The organism is Glutamicibacter sp. MCAF14, from assembly GCF_052114325.1.
In the GTDB taxonomy this organism is placed as follows: Bacteria; Actinomycetota; Actinomycetes; order Actinomycetales; family Micrococcaceae; genus Glutamicibacter; species Glutamicibacter arilaitensis.
In genome coordinates this window covers 448,231-464,130 of the sequence record NZ_JBFREO010000002.1, presented here as the reverse complement: position 1 = coordinate 464,130, position 15,900 = coordinate 448,231, and the positions used below count along the sequence as shown (strand labels likewise).

The 15,900-nt window shown below is 60.6% G+C and carries 16 protein-coding genes; 6 read left to right on the top strand and 10 right to left on the bottom strand.

The features are described from left to right. Positions 1-85: 85 nt before the first annotated feature. The 3 genes from AB4Y71_RS04795 to AB4Y71_RS04785 are packed head-to-tail and all read right to left on the bottom strand — an operon-like array spanning position 86 to position 4,615. Positions 86-2,791, bottom strand: a complete 2,706-nt coding sequence (locus AB4Y71_RS04795; RefSeq protein ID WP_441718314.1) for a multicopper oxidase domain-containing protein — start codon at positions 2,789-2,791, stop codon at positions 86-88. Beyond that, on the bottom strand, positions 2,784-3,914 hold the full coding sequence (locus tag AB4Y71_RS04790; RefSeq protein ID WP_441718311.1) for a hypothetical protein: 1,131 nt from the start codon (positions 3,912-3,914) through the stop codon (positions 2,784-2,786). The genes AB4Y71_RS04795 and AB4Y71_RS04790 overlap by 8 nt, the downstream gene beginning before the upstream one ends. After that, positions 3,911-4,615: a helix-turn-helix transcriptional regulator gene (locus AB4Y71_RS04785; protein WP_441718308.1), complete on the bottom strand. Its 705-nt coding sequence runs from the start codon at positions 4,613-4,615 to the stop codon at positions 3,911-3,913. The genes AB4Y71_RS04790 and AB4Y71_RS04785 overlap by 4 nt, the downstream gene beginning before the upstream one ends. A gap of 112 nt (positions 4,616-4,727) precedes the next feature. On the opposite strand from AB4Y71_RS04785, the gene AB4Y71_RS04780 reads away from it, so the two are divergent. After that, positions 4,728-5,045 carry a DUF2249 domain-containing protein gene (locus AB4Y71_RS04780; protein WP_441718305.1) on the top strand — a complete coding sequence of 106 codons (318 nt, stop codon included), beginning with the start codon at positions 4,728-4,730 and terminating at the stop codon, positions 5,043-5,045. A gap of 58 nt (positions 5,046-5,103) precedes the next feature. On the opposite strand, the gene mnmA is transcribed toward AB4Y71_RS04780, so the two are convergent. The 3 genes from mnmA to AB4Y71_RS04765 are packed head-to-tail and all read right to left on the bottom strand — an operon-like array spanning position 5,104 to position 8,311. Beyond that, the gene (mnmA, locus tag AB4Y71_RS04775) at positions 5,104-6,240 is read right to left on the bottom strand and encodes a tRNA 2-thiouridine(34) synthase MnmA (RefSeq protein WP_013349457.1); all 1,137 of its coding nucleotides are present in this window, start codon (positions 6,238-6,240) and stop codon (positions 5,104-5,106) included. Further along, positions 6,237-7,472 carry a cysteine desulfurase family protein gene (locus AB4Y71_RS04770; protein ID WP_441718302.1) on the bottom strand — a complete coding sequence of 412 codons (1,236 nt, stop codon included), beginning with the start codon at positions 7,470-7,472 and terminating at the stop codon, positions 6,237-6,239. Before AB4Y71_RS04770 ends, mnmA begins: the two co-directional genes overlap by 4 nt. A 29-nt stretch (positions 7,473-7,501) precedes the next feature. Then, a complete protein-coding gene (locus AB4Y71_RS04765; RefSeq protein WP_013349459.1) occupies positions 7,502-8,311 on the bottom strand; it encodes a hypothetical protein in 810 nt (269 codons plus the stop codon). 112 nt (positions 8,312-8,423) lie between these two features. Between AB4Y71_RS04765 and folP the strand changes: the two genes are divergently transcribed. Together folP and AB4Y71_RS04755 are read left to right on the top strand one after the other, a co-directional pair. Beyond that, positions 8,424-9,350: a dihydropteroate synthase gene (folP, locus tag AB4Y71_RS04760; RefSeq protein WP_441718299.1), complete on the top strand. Its 927-nt coding sequence runs from the start codon at positions 8,424-8,426 to the stop codon at positions 9,348-9,350. Between the two features lie 13 nt (positions 9,351-9,363). Then, positions 9,364-10,122, top strand: a complete 759-nt coding sequence (locus tag AB4Y71_RS04755) for a dihydrofolate reductase family protein (RefSeq protein ID WP_417365106.1) — start codon at positions 9,364-9,366, stop codon at positions 10,120-10,122. On the opposite strand, the gene AB4Y71_RS04750 is transcribed toward AB4Y71_RS04755, so the two are convergent. Further along, the gene (locus AB4Y71_RS04750; protein ID WP_441718296.1) at positions 10,091-10,990 is read right to left on the bottom strand and encodes a diacylglycerol/lipid kinase family protein; all 900 of its coding nucleotides are present in this window, start codon (positions 10,988-10,990) and stop codon (positions 10,091-10,093) included. The genes AB4Y71_RS04755 and AB4Y71_RS04750 overlap by 32 nt on opposite strands. 116 nt (positions 10,991-11,106) lie before the next feature. Here AB4Y71_RS04750 and AB4Y71_RS04745 point away from each other — a divergent pair, with 116 nt between their 5' ends. The 3 genes from AB4Y71_RS04745 (at position 11,107) to AB4Y71_RS04735 (ending at position 13,193) form a co-directional block, all read left to right on the top strand. Next, positions 11,107-12,006, top strand: a complete 900-nt coding sequence (locus AB4Y71_RS04745) for a DnaJ domain-containing protein (RefSeq protein ID WP_441718294.1) — start codon at positions 11,107-11,109, stop codon at positions 12,004-12,006. 44 nt (positions 12,007-12,050) lie between these two features. Then, on the top strand, positions 12,051-12,512 hold the full coding sequence (locus tag AB4Y71_RS04740) for a tRNA (cytidine(34)-2'-O)-methyltransferase (protein WP_013349464.1): 462 nt from the start codon (positions 12,051-12,053) through the stop codon (positions 12,510-12,512). A 123-nt stretch (positions 12,513-12,635) separates the two neighbouring features. Next, complete coding sequence (locus AB4Y71_RS04735) at positions 12,636-13,193, top strand: anti-sigma factor domain-containing protein (protein ID WP_013349465.1); 558 nt, start codon at positions 12,636-12,638, stop codon at positions 13,191-13,193. Positions 13,194-13,285: 92 nt separating this feature from the next. On the opposite strand, the gene AB4Y71_RS04730 is transcribed toward AB4Y71_RS04735, so the two are convergent. The 3 genes from AB4Y71_RS04730 to AB4Y71_RS04720 are packed head-to-tail and all read right to left on the bottom strand — an operon-like array spanning position 13,286 to position 15,822. Continuing rightward, the gene (locus AB4Y71_RS04730; protein ID WP_013349466.1) at positions 13,286-14,047 is read right to left on the bottom strand and encodes a PIG-L deacetylase family protein; all 762 of its coding nucleotides are present in this window, start codon (positions 14,045-14,047) and stop codon (positions 13,286-13,288) included. Continuing rightward, on the bottom strand, positions 14,044-14,988 hold the full coding sequence (locus tag AB4Y71_RS04725; protein WP_441718291.1) for an electron transfer flavoprotein subunit alpha/FixB family protein: 945 nt from the start codon (positions 14,986-14,988) through the stop codon (positions 14,044-14,046). Before AB4Y71_RS04725 ends, AB4Y71_RS04730 begins: the two co-directional genes overlap by 4 nt. A 12-nt stretch (positions 14,989-15,000) precedes the next feature. Beyond that, positions 15,001-15,822 (bottom strand): electron transfer flavoprotein subunit beta/FixA family protein, encoded by an 822-nt coding sequence (locus AB4Y71_RS04720; RefSeq protein ID WP_013349468.1) that lies wholly within the window; start codon positions 15,820-15,822, stop codon positions 15,001-15,003. Positions 15,823-15,900: the final 78 nt, after the last annotated feature.

The following is a 15,900-nucleotide window of genomic DNA, read 5'->3' as shown; positions in this document are numbered from 1 at the left end:
ATTCCAGCAACATGCTCAAAAGGTGCCCGGCCAGTTTATTGAACTGACCGGGCACCTTTTTCGGTTTGCGGGCGGGGAATCGCGCCTACTTCACGCTGATCATTCCGTGCGCTCCCTTTTCGGCATCCGACATGTAGTGGGTGACGAACGGATAATTCCCTGCTTCATCCAGTTCCAGCTCGACAAAGCCGCCTTGGGCTGGAGCCAGCGCCAGGGCCTGCGAGCCTCCGCCATTGTCCTGGCGGGCATCTAGCGTGTAGTGCCCCTCGGCGTAGACGGTGTCGAATTGGCCGCCAACCACGTGGAAGGAGCTGGCTTTGTTCGGCCCGGCATCCAGCACCCAGAAGCGCACCCGGTCCCCCGCCTGGACTTCCAGCGGCTCGAAAGTGTACTGGTTGGCGTAGCCGTTGAAGACTACGAGGTCCTCCTCTTGGGCTTCGGCCTTGCCCATGTCCACTTCCCCGCCCGGCGCTCCCAGATAGTATTCGGACTGGATGAGCAGGAAGGACTGGTCCACCTCGGGCAAGTCATCCGGCTCGATGATGACCGCGCCGAACATGCCATTGGCGATGTGCGCGCTCATCGGGGCTGTTGAGCAGTGATACATCCAGATCCCCGACTTGGTGGCAGTGAACTCATAGGTCAAGCTCTGCCCCGGGGCAATGGTGCGCATCGGTTCATCGGGAGCCAAGGCCCCGGCATGGAAGTCGATCGAGTGCCCCATGCTCCCATCGTTTACCAAGGTGATTTCAAATTTGTCCCCCACCTTGCCGTGCAGGGTCGGGCCAGGAGCCGTGCCGTTGAACGTCCACAACTTCTGGCTGTATCCCGGTGCGACATCCAATTGCAGCTCGCTGACGGTGAAGGTTTCGCGGTGCGTGACCGGTTTCGCCCCGTTCTTCGGCAAGGGATCAAGCCGTGCGTCAAACGCTGAGAAGTCCTTGCCTGGTACCGCGTTCAGGTCCGGACCCGCAGCGGAAGCGGCTTCCTGCCCGTCGCCGCCTGCATGATGCTGCTCGTGGCCGCCCTGGGGCGAGACGTCCGAGGCTTCTGGCTTAGCGGCACCAGTTGGCTTGATCTGCAGGGTCATCCCCATTTGCTTGTGCCCTACGATAGAGCACCAGCCTTGCAAGTCTTCGCTGATGATTCCAGCATCGATACTGGCGCTTTCTCCGGTGGCCAAGCGTCCGGAATCGACGCCGTTGGCCAACACGAGATCATGGATCTGCCCGGGGTCGGTGTTCCTGAGCTCGATGACCAGTCGGGTCCCCGCTGGCACCTCGATTACGTTGGGTGTGAAGGCCATGTCCTTGGCTTCGACCTGCACCCGCTGCACCGGAGCGTTAGAGGCGGCAAGGTTCTGCTCGCTGCTGGCGGGTACCGGTTCGCGCACCCCTGCGGCCGCTGGGTCGATGGCCACGGCAACAGCCACCGCCAGCACCACGGCCATGACCCCGGCGGCAGCTTGTCCGGCCAATTGCCCGGCAGGGCGTTCGGCCACAGGTTCCGGTGCAGGGCGCGGGCCGGATCCGGGTTGCTGTGCTTGGGCCAGCTCGGCTTTGGCCTTGCGGTGGGTTTTCAGCGCCGTGAACAGCAGCAGGATGAAGGTGGCCATGGCAATGAGGTACAGCACCGAGCAGAAGACACGGACCAGCGAGGAGACCGGCAAGGCGCAGGCCAGCAGGGCGGCGTTGGCCATCGCTATACGCCAGGCCGCGCCGCGGTCAAAGACCGCATTGGCCAGCTTCAGCGGGCGCGGTCCCCCGCCCAGCGCTACCGGAATCAGATAGGACAGGGCACCGACCAGGATTTGGGCGCCGAATCCGGCGACCAGGTACGGCGCAATGGCATCGAAGTGCTTGCCCATCTGCTCCCAGCTGCCGCTGGTGAACATGGCGCTCAGTGTCCAGATCAAGGTGCCGATCCACCAGCAGGCCGCAGCGAGTACGCTCAGCGTGGCGAAGTTCCGTGGCGGTTTGGACCTGGCAGCGAAGATAAAGGGCGATGCCAACAATCCCAAGCCCACCAGATAGGCAAGCAAGCCAAGTGCGGCCAGTGGCAGTAATCCGCTGGCGGCCCCGGCAGCTGCGGTGAACGCGCCGGCCACCAGCACCGGCAAGGCCTGGCGCAAGGCGGTGGCCGCGTTCTGGGCCATACGTGTGCGCAGCATCGTGGGCCACAGGGTGATCAGGGTTCCGGCCACGGTCAGCCCTACCCATCCGAGCAGGTTCACCATGGCGTGGGCTACGGTCATCCGTTCATGCAGCGTTGAAGGCAAGCCGGCGGCAATCCAGGTTCCCAGCCCCGCGCCGATAGGCAGGAAGCATGCCGCGGCAATGTAGTAGCGCACGCTGGGCCCGAAAGGGGAAGGCAAGGCCTTGCGGATGTTGCGGTACATCCACCCCGCGTGCCACAGGGCCGCGGCGGCGATCGCGCTGGACCCGATGGCAACCAGCACCCAGAGCTCGCTGGGCACGCCGATCAGCACCAGCAGTGCGCCACAGTTCATCAAGGCCAGACGGTAGCTTTGCTGCCGGCGTGCCTGGGCGGTATTGACCAGTTTGAGCAAGGCGGTGGCGAAGTACTGGGACCAGACCAAGATGGCGTGCGACAGCGCACCGAGCATCATCAGATGGATCAGCAACCAGCGCGGCGCGGGCAGTTCACGATGGATCAGGGAAACCACCACCGCGAAAATCAGCCACAGGGCTGTTGGCAGATCCCGCAAAGCCCAAAAGCCGCGGCCGGGAATTCTTTGCGCCGCGGGGTTGATGGCAATCGGCTCACGCATGGTGTGCGGCTTCTTTCTTTGCTTGCCCTGCAGCCTGCAGGGCGGAGTACACAGCGATAGCGGCGAAGAGCAGCAGGGCCGCGACATTGCTTGCTCCCCCTGCCTTCCACAAGATCTGAACGCCCAATCCGTCGCCCAACCAGATCCGCAAGACCAGCCCCAGATGCAGCATGGCGGCCGGGATCCACATGGCCCGATGGTATGGCAGGTTGATGGCCAGCACGGCCGGCAAGATGGTGGAGGCATGGGCCATGATCATGGAAATGGCAAAGCCCAGGAAAACCGCGTGGATCACGGTGTCATAGCGGGCGGTGCTGGCCGGATAGCCCAATGCCCACACCACTGCCGCAACCAGCAGCCAGAAATAGCCAGCCAGCAGGCAGGCGGCCATGAAACGCGGCGCACCGGTGGAGTTGATGGTTCGTCGTGCCACGTCGTGGCGCACGAGCCAGATCACCAGTCCCAGCAGGAAGCAGCCAAAGAGCACCGACCCGATCTGCACGAAAAGGGTTGAGGCTGCGGCAGCTAGCAGCAGGCCCAAGTTCAGCAGCACCGCTGCGTGTTCGGCGCGGGCACTGATCTGTATGCGGGCCAATTCCACGCGTTCCCCGGCGATGGTGGCGATCAGGAAGACGGCCAGCCACGGCAGCAGCAAGGAAATCTGCACTGCACCGGCCCATAGGATTGCCGCGCCCAATCCGGCGCAGGCGCCGATCATCTGGATCATCACCGCGTGGGCGCGCTGGCGCCGCCACAACGGGATGTAAACCCCCAGCAGTGCCGCCAAACCGGCGATGAACAAGCCGGCCGGGATCCACTGGGGCACGGTGAACAGCTGCGCCAGCCCGCCAAGGGACAGGCACAGCGGGGCCGCATATCCGGCGAGCTTGCCTAGGGCCACCGCGCGTTCCAGGGCGATCAGGGACCCTGCGAACCCGAAGACCAGCAGCAGTCCATGGGCCTGACCCCAGGATGAGATCATCATCGGTGCGGGCAGGTCCAAGAGGATCAGTGCCGCGTCCAGTCCGGCCAGCAGGCAGAGCATCGCTGGCAGCATCAGCATCAGGCGCCAACGTCCTTTGCGCCGCGCAGCTGCCAGCCGCGGCAGCGCTGTTCGGTTCATTGCTGGCCTTGGCTGGAGAGCGGAAGTTCCAGCTGGCAGGTGTGCTTGGAGGCAAAGGGTTTCAGTTCGGTGCCTTCGCTGGAGGTTCCGGCCGATTCCAGCAGGCCGCGCACCATGCCCAGATGCACATTGCACACGATCCCCGGATTCTTTTCGGCAGCACCGATCAGCGGACAGGCATTCAACGTGATGCTGTGATCTTCGCTCACCGCTGGGGCGAACCCCATGGCTTCCAGTGAGTTCAGGACCAGCGTTTCAGCTGGTTGCGCAGGAAAGTGCGTGGCCTCAGGACCGGTGCCCAGGGATTGTCCCCAGCGCCGTCCGGCAGCGATGCTCGCTGCGCGCGGATCATCTGCGCTGTGCACCAGTTGCTCTGCCAAGGCTGAGGCCAAGGCGGCATAGGTGGATTCTTGGGTCTCGGCCGGGAACCAGATCCATGCCGGACGGCCGCGGCCGGTGGCTTCGGCCGCTTTGCGCAGCAGGTAGCCATCTTCCAGCAGGGCTTCGAGATGGGCGCGCACGGTATTTTCATGCAGGCCGGTAGTGGCGGCAATCGCTGTCAGGGCCAGGCCTTGATCCGCGCTGCCTACCAGTTCCAAGATGCGTTCGCGGGTCGGTGAATGGATGCGCCCCGAGGAAGTGCGTCTGGCTACGGGCTGCATGCCGCTGCGTTTCATCGTTTCCACCTGTCTCGGGATCATTTAGGCACCACTACCTTTTTCCACTGAGTTAATTGTAATAAAATAAGTTCAACCCCGCCACGCAAGGTGGCTCATGACACGGGTAGTCACTGACGAAATCTAGGAGGATTTCATGGCAGAGCGAATTGAACTCTCGGCAAACAAGGCAGAAGCTGAAAAGCACCAGCAGCCAAGTGGCTCGTGCGCCTGCGGAGAGCATGATGAAACCCTCCCGGAACTCGATGTGCAGACCATCCCGCACGCCATCCGCCACGGCTCGATCTTCGGTGCCCTCGATTCACTGCGCCCAGGTGCCGGACTGGTCATCTCGGCAACGCACAATCCCCTGCCCCTGCTCGCACAGCTGGCTCAGCGTTCACCGGACGCGTTCGAAACCACCTACCTGACCGAAGGCCCAGATCGCTGGCGCATCAAGTTCGTTCGCAACTAGCCTTAACCGAGGAAACCCCTTGGATCCATGGATCCAAGGGGTTTCCTCGTTACTATGCTCAGCTGACCTTGCTGGAGTCCCATTCGCTGGAACGAGCCGAGTCGATGGTGGCCTGGCCCAGCACACGGCTGCCCTGGTAGACCACCATGGTCTGCCCAGGGGCGACACCGCGCATGCCTTCTGGCAGGTTGACCACCAGTTCATCGTGACTCTCTGCCGAGCGTTCCATATGGGCTACAGCAGGCACCGGATCGCCGTGGGCGCGCACCTGCACCATGCAATCGAACTTTTCTCCGGTGAAGACCTCGGAAATGGGCACACCGGCCCAGGAAATGCGGATGCCGCGCAGCTGGTCTACAGCCAGCAGTGCTTCGGGGCCGACAATGACCTTGTTCTCCTTGGGACGGATCTCCAAGACGAAACGCGGCTTGCCATCGGCCGCCGGACGGCCCAGGCGCAAGCCCTTGCGCTGGCCTACGGTGAAGGCTTGGGCGCCTTCATGCTCGCCGAGCTGATTGCCTTCGTGGTCGACAATTTCACCTGGCTTCATTTCAATGCGTTCGGCCAGCCAGCCACGGGTATCGCCATCCGGGATGAAACAGATGTCGTAGCTGTCGGGCTTGTTCGCCACGGTCAGCCCGCGGGCGGCCGCTTCGGCGCGGACCTCAGCCTTGGAAGGGGTTTCGGCCAGCGGGAACATGCAGTGCTCCAGCTGCTCGTGGGTCAGCACGCCCAAAACGTAGGACTGGTCCTTGGCCCAGTCGGCGGCGCGGTGCAGTTCCGGGTTGCCCTCGTCATCGCGCAGCACCTTGGCGTAGTGCCCGGTGCACACCGCATCAAAGCCCAGCGCCAAGGCCTTTTCCAGCAGTGCGGCGAACTTGATCTTCTCATTGCAGCGCATGCACGGGTTCGGGGTGCGCCCGGCTTCGTATTCGTCCACGAAGTCCTGGACGACGTCTTCGGCGAAGCGGTCTGAGAAATCCCAGACGTAGTACGGGATGCCCAGCTTGTCGCAGGCACGCCAAGCATCATTCGAATCTTCCAGGGTGCAGCAGCCGCGCGAGCCGGTACGCAGGGTTCCGGGCATGCGGGACAGGGCCAGGTGGACACCGACGACGTCGTGGCCGGCTTCAACTGCGCGGGCCGCGGCTACCGCCGAGTCCACGCCTCCGGACATCGCTGCTAGTACCTTCATCGTGTAAAACCTGTTCCTGCCGTGTGGATGCTGCTTTCATCGGCTGCCATTCCAGCCTTCTTCGCCCGAGCATATGCTTCGGGCAAAGCCTCTAATAATGCATCAACGTCTGCGCGCGTGGATGTATGCCCCAATGTGAAGCGTTGCACACTGCGGGCCGAACGCGCATCGCGTCCCATAGCCAGCAAAACATGCGAAGGCTGTGGAACGCCAGCGGTGCACGCCGACCCGGTGGAAGAGGCAATGCCCACCATGTCCAAACCGAACAACAGCGAATCGCCTTCGCATTCAGGGAAGGTGAAGTGCAGATTGCCCGGAAGCCGCTTGCCTTCATTGTCCTGATCCCGTGGACCGTTGAGCACGGCTTCGGGGATCAACTCGTTGATTTTCTCTACCGCGTATTCGCGCAGTTCGCCCAGCCGGGCCGCTTCATCAGCCAGCTCGGCACGCACTGCGGTGGCAGCGGCGGCAAAACCTGCGGCCAGGGCCGCGTTCAAGGTTCCCGAACGCAGCTTGCGTTCATGCCCTCCGCCATGTTGTACCGGGGTGAGCACGAGATCGCGGCGAACAAGAAGTCCGCCGATGCCCACCGGGCCGCCAATCTTATGCGCGCTAATGGCCATGGTGGCCAAGTTCGAGTTGGCGAAGTCGACCGTCACTGCACCAAAAGCCTGGACCGCATCGCAGTGCACCGGGATCCCGTACTTGCCCGCCAAAGCGGCAAATTCGGCAATCGGCTGGACGGTGCCCACCTCGTTATTGGCCCACATCAAGGTCGCCACAGCGATCTGATCGTGGTGCTTGGCAAAAAGCTCTTCAGCTGCCTGCAGGTCAACGACCCCGTCTTCATCAACGGCCAGCCACAGCAAGGTGGCATTCTCGTGGTTCTGCAGCCAGGTGGCCGTATCCAAGATCGCGTGGTGCTCGATGCCGGTAAGCACGATGGCGCGGGCTTTGTCGTTGGCCGCGACGCGGTTCCAGAACAGCCCTTTGAGCGCCAGGTTATCCGATTCGGTTCCCCCGGAAGTGAAGATCAACTCGCTGGAGTGCGCCCCGGCTGCCTGCGCGATTGCTTGGCGTGAATCATCAACGACACGGTTCGCTCGGCGCCCGGCCCCGTGCAATGAGGACGGGTTTCCGGTGCGGGCGTACTGTTCGGTGATGGCAGCTAGAGCTGCTGGATTCAGATCGGTGGTTGCCGCGTGATCCAGGTATACGGCGGAAGTATTCATAACTCTTCAATGGTACGGGGTTGGACACCCTAGTTTGAATGGCCGATTCGTGTGAATTGGCCGACCTCGATGGCTTCGAGCTGCGGATGGTTCAAGATCGCTTCAATCAGCGCCGCTGGCCCACCCAGGATGGTGCAGTCGTCAAACGGTTCGGTGGACAGCATCCACTGGTGATCCGCCGCGAAGGCCAACGCCGGCCGCTGGCGCTGGGCCCCGTCGGCGGTAGCAGCCCATTGCGGCTGCGCCAGGAACTGCGCATCGGCTTCGAACAGATGGTAGTTGCGGTAGCCGCCACCGAGCTCAAGCTGTTCTGCGTCAAGGACCTCAGGGCCGAAGGCAGGCTTCTGGGCTTCGGCGAGCGCCAGCTCGTAAACGCGCTGGTTTTCTTCTTCGCTTAACGCAGGATCAGGTTCGCGCTCAATTTGGATGCGTTCCCCACCTTCGATAAAGGCATATCCCGCCCAGAGTCCAAGCACGTACTTCTGCTCATTGGGGGTCGCCTTGATCAGCTCTGCGGCGAGCGCCTGCCATTGCTCTTCTGGAAGCTGGTCCAGTGGAAGGTCTGAGTCCACCCAAGCGTCTTCGGTGGCAGGATTGCCCTGTGCATCCAGACCGGCAACGGTTTCAAAGAGATCTGCTGCGGTAATGATGTGGTTGCGGCTTCGTGCCACGGCATCCCAACGCACCAATTGGTCATCTTCGTCGAGCGCCGGGTGCAAGATGCGCACGTAGCGTTCATAGCCATGCGGGATTTGAGCGACTACGGTACTGGGGTCAGCCGAGGCACAGGCAGCGGAGATCCATGCTCCGTGCTTAGCCGAAAGGTGTGAAAACTGCATGCTCTTAGCCTAGCGAGAACACAAGGTGAATTCTGCCGCCCAACCGTACTCAGTGGTATGAATAGAAGAAGACCTGATGACCTGCTGAATCTACCCAAGGGAGCCTTCCTCAATGTTCAAGCCTGACTTCTTGGCTCCTGTCCATGAATTTTCTCAGCGCACCTTGGATTTCTCGCAGCGCATTGCCGTGATGGCAGTGATCAACCGCACCCCGGATTCTTTCTTTGATGCCGGGTCGACCTTTGGCTTGGATGATGCGGTAGCCGCGGCCATGCATGCCGTTGATGCAGGTGCCGATTGGGTGGATATCGGCGGGGTCCCTTTCTCCCCTGGCCCTGAGCTTCCGTGGCAGGAAGAAGCTGAGCGTATTGTGCCGGTGATCCAGCAGGTGCGTCAGCGCAGTACCGTGATCATTTCGGCAGACACCTTTCACCCGCAAGTAGCGCAGGCAGCCATCAACGCCGGCGCAGATGCCATCAACGACACCACCGGTTTTTCCTACCCGGAATTGGCTCGCGTGGTTGCAGCAAACAATGTCCACGTGGTCATCACCCATTCGCTGGCCGAGCCCCGGACCATTTATCCGCGCCCGCACTACGAGGATGTGGTCAAGGAAATCCGCCAGTACCTAGTCCAGAAAGTGCAGATTGCCTTGGACGCCGGTGTTGCACCGGAGAAGATCATTATTGATCCCGGTCATGATCTGAACAAGAACACACGCCATACTCTCGATCTGACAGCCGGGTTCCAGGCCTTCGCTGACTTGGGATATCCGGCGTTGGCCGCGGTGTCGAACAAGGACTTCATTGGAGAGACCTTGGACTTGCCCAAGAGCGAACGCATGGTCGGCTCAATGGTGGCCGCAACCATCTGCGCCATGAATGGTGCCCGCATTTTGCGGATGCATAATATCCCGGAGTCAGTGCAGACCGTGCACCTGATCGAAGCTGCACAAGGTTGGCGGGAGCCGGCCTACCAGATTCACAACATGGGCGATGTCAATCCTCCGGCCCATCCCGAACGCGAAGCCAGCAAGTAAAGGAATTCTCAAGATGCGTGCATTGCTGCCCCACCCGGCCGATCAGGTTGATGACCGGTTCCTGCTACAGAGCTACTCCAGTGAGCAACGTCTGTTCGTGCGTTTCAACTTCGTGAGCAGCATCGATGGCAGTGCACAGGTCAATGGACTGTCAAAAGGCCTGGGTTCCCCCGCCGATGGCAGGATCTTCGCGCTCTTGCGGCGCCTTGCCAGCGTAATCCTGGTGGGCGCTGGAACGGTTCGTGCCGAAGGCTACGAAGGCCAATTGCTCGCTGACGAAGATATCAGCTGGCGCGTTGAGCAGGGCATGGCCCCGCAGCCTGTATTGGCGCTCATTTCGCGAGGACTGAACCTGGAACCGAACGATCCGGTGTTCGTCCAGTCCCCGGTTCCGGTTTTGCTATTCACCAGCGTCAGGGTCACCAGCGAACAGCGCCAGGCATTCGGCCCGAATACAACTCTGGTGCAGGTTTCAGAAACCGATGGTGGATGTGATCCGCAGGAAATCATTGCGTATCTGCAGGCGCAGGGGCACGGCTTCATCCATGCAGAAGGAGGCCCCCACATCTTTGGGCAGTTTGCCGCCGCCGGCGTCGTTGACTCGGCCTGCATTAGCTACTCCCCTGCCGTGGTAGCTGGAGACGGCATGCGGATTGCAGCACACGGCCCGCAGACGTTCCAATCCTTTGACCTGCATGCCCTCTTTGAAGAGGACAGCATGCTCTTCTGCGACTACCGGCTCAAGAAATCAGCTGGATCCCCGCAGGGATAACCGCTAATTCAAACGGGCCCTGCCCTACCAGTTCCCCATCGGCATAGCTTTGCTGAGTAGTTTCAACACGTGCCTGTTTCAGCTGGGCGCTGACTTTCCACGGGTGCGGTGCGCCCGTGAGGATCTTCGCCAGATGCGGCAGGACCCGCAGGATTCGAGGTCCGCGCACCATCGCCAGTTCTGCGAATCCATCGGAGAAGTCCGCGTGCGGGAAAAGCCTGATCCCTCCGCCGAGGGATTTGATATTTGCCAGGCTGGCGGCCAAGACGCTTCCACTGAATTCCAGCCCGTCGGCCCGCACCTCGCTGCGGTAGCCGCGTAATTGCGGCAGGCTCAAGACCAGGCCTGCAATGTACCGCAGGGCACCAAGCTGTCGCGGCAGTGCGTTGGCCTTGGCATTGACGGTGGCTTCAAATCCCCAGGAAACCGCCCCCAGCGCATAGCGGTGCGCTCCGCTGGTATGGTCGAAGCGCAGCTCGAGTACGTCGATGGGAGTTGTAGAGGTGGGGTTCTGGAAAAATTCCAACACCTTGGCCAGGGATTCTTCAGCGTTTGAATCAATGGTCATGCGCCAAAAGTCGTTGCCGCTTCCTGCTGGGATGATGCCAATGGGGATGGTCGTCCCGACAATGCGCTGGATGCTGTGGTGGACCAGCCCATCGCCACCGATGATCACGATGGCACGCGACGCCTTGAGCTGGTTACCCACTTGTTCCACACTGTTCACCGAGGTATCGAGCAGTTCATGGTCCAGCCCCAGCGCACTGAGCCCTTGGGCAAGCTGCTGTGCCCGGCGCATCCCTCGGCCTCGGCCTGAAGCGGGGTGGAAGATAACCCGGATTTTTCCGGCATGAACAAAAGAACTCATGAGAATAGAGATTACCCAGCAACTTGGCGCTTCTACAAAGAAAACGCTGGGTTCGGTTCGCTAAACTAGGATTCACCGGCCATCTGGCCATTCCACCGAGAGGACTCTTCCGTTCAATGAGCACACCAAGCCCGTATGAAATTCTTGGTGTCGCGTCCACTGCAAGCATGGAAGAGATCAAGGTGGCTTACCGCAGGGCCGCTCGCGCGACCCACCCGGATCTCGGGGGAAGCGAAGACAAGTTCAAAGAGGTCCAACGCGCCTTCCAGCAGATCAACGATGCCGCGACTCCGCTGAGCCATGAGCAGACGTTCCAAACTCCGGGCAATGCCCCACGCGCCGGCTTCACCGCCAAGCCTTTCGACGAACGTTTACGCAAGAGCCCCCAGCAGCCCAAGGCCCAGCTGCCCACCGAATATGTTCCGCCGTTCTCCGTGGATTCCTTTGATTTGTTGGATCCCAAGATCTGTCAGCAGCGGATTCACGGAGAGCCGCGTAAGCGCGGACTGTTCTCCAACCGTGCGCGGCTATTCCGCGAAGCCCAGAGCATCAACTTGCTCTCCAAGAACCTTTTGAATGTCCTGCCGGCTGCGCGCTTGGTCAACGGCCTGCGCTCGCCTTCCTCCGGGTACTACGACCATGTGCTGTTCGCCGGTTACCGCATGGCAGTGATCAATACGATGACTTTGCCTGATGGCTACTACTCCTTCGACGGGCATGTTTTGCGTCACGGCAATAAACTGACCCAGCCGCCACAATTCTCCATCTCCGGTCTGCAACGGCAATTCATGCAGATGAACGTGGTTTCCTTCACCCTGGTGCTCTCGGCCAACGGAAATTATCATGAACCGGTCATTGAGTACCGTCGCAATGCCGATCCCACGCTTGCCTCGACGCCGAATGTGCTCAACGCGGCGGGTTTGATTCGCGAATTGAAACTCTTTTTGGGCTCTGGCCCATCGCCAAATGTCGTCGATCGCGTAGCGCTGGCACGACTGCGTGAGGCGATGTACTAAGTTCAATGGCTCGAATTCCGGTTTCGAGAGCTTAAACTGGTTCAGTGTTTCGTATCGTTTTCAATGCCCCAGAGATCCCGGGTAATTCCGGCAACGCTATCCGACTAGCCGCCATCACCGGCGCAGAGCTGCATTTGGTGAAGCCCCTGGGCTTCAACTTCGAAGATGCCAATCTACGTCGTGCAGGTTTGGACTACCACGACCTTGCTTACGTCACCGTCCATGAGGATCTCGACGCAGCTTTTGAAGCCCTCGGTGAGGGCCGTGTCTTCGCATTCACCTCCGAAGGCAGCACCGTCTACTCGGACATCAGCTACGAGACCAGCGACATCCTGCTCTTCGGCCGCGAATCGGTCGGCTTGAGCAGCGAAGAGAAGAAGCATCCACGGGTCACCGACCTGGTTCGCTTGCCCATGCTTCCAGGCCGTCGGTCGATGAATCTGGCTAACACCGCTTCAGTGGTTGCTTTCGAGGCTTGGCGCCAGCACGGCTTTGCCGGCGCGTAAAATACCAGCTCGCCAACGCCACGCATACAGCTTTACCTAATCTTTATAAAGTAGGCTCGAGTCTGTACCTGCAGTTTCCAGGTATTGAACTGTGCCGACTACACTTCGGGAGATTCCAAGACAATGAACGGTAGCCATTCTCAGCACCGCGACGAGCCCCAGGAAGAGAACCTGGGTCTAGATCTGGTGAGCCAAGTGGCCAGCAGTTCACGCGCAGCAAAGAAAAAGCCTAAGCGCTGGATCTTCGCCGTCACGGGACTCGCCATCATCGTCGTTCTAGCGGTGGTCATTTTGTCTCTGCTCAACGGAGGCACCAAGGCCTCTAAAGCTGCCGACGCCGCTGACGCCATCACGCAGACCGTTGAACTGAAGAGCGGCGGAAAAGCGGTTCTCAGCTCCTCGGAGTCTGAAAATGCCGTAGGCGTTGAACTCTCAGAACTTCCTGCTTTGGACGGTTCGGAACAGTACGTTGCTTGGGCAGTGCGTGAATCCGGCAGCATCTCCGTCATCGTTTCCAGCACCGGTGAAGACGCCTCGGCAGGATTGACCCCAGCCGATGACGTGATTGCCCTTCACATCACCGTTGAGGGTTCTAAGATCCCGGAGGCACCATCGGCAGATGCTGAAGCCTCCGTCGACCTGCCACTGGCTGAAGATAAGGCCGCAAAAGACGAAAAGTAATTGCTGCGACAGCTAGCCAAAGAGCTCGGGGCGAAGATCAATTCATGATCTTCGCCCCGAGCTCTTTTTCGGCCTAGACGCAGCTACAAAGGTTAGAACCCTGCGATGGTGTCGCTGGCGTTGACCGCAACCACATGGAAAGCTTCCGCAAGCTTGCCTTGGGCCAAGCCTGCACTTTGCGCATTTTCTTCACACTGCTGCAAAACATAGTTTTCCATCGCCCCAACATCCGGGTGCTGGGTGAAGTGCGAACGCAAAGCATCCATCTTCTTGTCAAAGAACTCGGTGATGTCGACGTACGCGTTTTCGCGTTCCTGCGGTGCTCCGCATAACCAGAGCCAAGGCACCTTGTAGGCTTCGAGGCCTTCTTCAGCGAGCAGCTCCGGGTAGGAGAAAGGATTTTCCACCGCAGGGTAGATCGCGCGGGTCACCGCTTCGCCGCAGGCCAGATGATCTGGGTGGGCTGCCTGGATCCGTTCCCATTTGCGTTCCGGGTGCATGGCAATCACGATGGTCGGCTTGACTTGCCGCATCAGCCTAACGACCTTGCGCATGACATCATGGTTGGCTTCCAAGAACCCATCGCGTTCGCCCAGGAAGTGCACGGTGCTGACCCCGACCTTGGCCGCGGCTTGCTTCTGCTCTTCATGGCGCAGCTTTGCGGTCAGTTCAGGATCACGGTCATCGAATCCACCGGCATCTCCGTCGGTCATGATGCAGTACTGCACTTCCACACCGGCAGCGGTTAAGGCCGCGACGGTACCTGCGGCACCGAAATCCAGATCATCGGGATGGGCGCCGAAGGCCAGGACACGTGCGGTGCGGGCGTTGATGAAAGGTGTTGTATCGATCATGCTTGGCGACGACGGATCTCTTCGGCTGCCTGCGGCAGCACCTTGGCCAGATCGCCGACGATGCCCAGATCTGCAATTTCGAACACTGGTGCGTCGACATCCTTGTTGATGGCGATGATGAACTTGCTGGTCTGCATGCCGGCTTTTTGCTGGATCGCGCCAGAGATGCCTGCAGAGATGTACAGCTGCGGGGCAACGGTGACACCGGTCTGGCCGATCTGCGCGTCATGGGAGATCCAGCCAGCGTCGGTGGCTGCGCGCGAGGCACCTACTGCGGCGCCCAGCGCGTCAGCAAGGTCCTCAAGCGGGCCGAAGTCGCCATTGACACCGCGTCCGCCGGCAACCACAACACGGGCTTCGGACAAGGCCGGGCGGTCGCTGGTTGCCTTGGCCTGCGCGTCGGCAATACGGACCTTGGCGTCGCCTGCGCTATTGAGCGCTAGTTCTTCTACCGCGAGAGCCGAGGAAGAAGCTGCCGGGGCGTCCTGGATGCTGTTCGGTTTCAAGGTGGCAAAGAGGGTGCCGCGGATGGCCTTTGCCTGGGCGCTGTAGCTTCCGGCGAGTTCGTCCTTGGTGGCGACCAGGTCCGCGCTGATGCCAGTTACATCGGTAATGATCGCGCCATTGTGGCGTACTGCCAGGCGGGCACCGAGCTCACGGCTGAAGTTGTCGTTGGCTAGCAGGACCAGTTCCGCGCCGGTAGCCTGCAGAGCAGCGTCGAGCACGGAGATCTCATGCGCGCCGAAAATCTGCTCATCGCTGGCAGCGGTGAAAAGCTTCGCCACGCCATAGGAGGCGAGGACTTCCCGGGCGCCAGCGCCAACTTCGGAGGCCACGGCCACGGCAGGATTCTCAAAACCGGAGGCCAGAGTCAGCAATTCACGCTGGGCCTTGGAAGGTGCTTGGGAAAGTTCAGTGAAAAATACAAGTGCTGAAGGCATGTTCAATATTCCTTAGATCAGCTTCTGTTCGGCCAGGAAATCTACCAAGGCAATGCCTGCTTGGCCGCTGTCATTGATGACTGTTCCGGCTTCGCGTGCCGGGCGGGCTTCTGCTCCGAGCACTTCGGCGTTCGAACCAGTGGCGCCAACGGCTGCCGCTTCAAGCCCGATGGCTGCGAGGTCCAGTTCCGTGACGGTCTTCTTCTTGGCGGCCATGATGGCTTTGAAGTTCGGGTAGCGAGGCTCATTGGCCTGGTCGGTCACCGAAAGCACCGCTGGCAGGTTCGCCTTCAACGTCAAGGTGCGATCCAAGTGATCGCGCTTGATGCTCAGTTCACGCTGCGTGGCATCAAATCCAACCTCAAGGGCGTGGGTCAGCTGTGCAAAGTCGAGGCGTTCTGCCAGCTGAGCTGGGATGACCGAGGTTTCAGCGTCGGTCGAGGACATGCCGGTAACCACCAGGTCCACGTTGCCCACGTGCTCAACCAATGCCGCCAGGGCCTTGGAAGTGGCGATGGTGTCAGAGCCGGCCAGGGCTTCATCGTTCAGGTGAAGTCCCGAGCTGGCTCCCATCTGCAGCGCCTTCTTGACCGAGTTGCCCGATCCCTTAGGACCCATGGATGCGGCGATGACTTCATGCCCGGCGGCGAAACCGCCGTTGGCTTCCACAATGGCTACAGCTGCTTCCACTGCGTACTCGTCTAGTTCGGACAGCACCGATTCTGCACGGTCAAGGCGCAGTGTCTCCGAATCGATGTGACGATCAAACTGAACATCTGGGACGTGTTTGACCAGGACCACTATTTTCAGTGGCGTGGTGCTTTCCTCGCTCATTCGCGCCTTCCTACAAGCTTTGATGCCCACACCAGTGCCGGGCACCGATGCAGACTGATTTCTTCAGTATCTATCGTA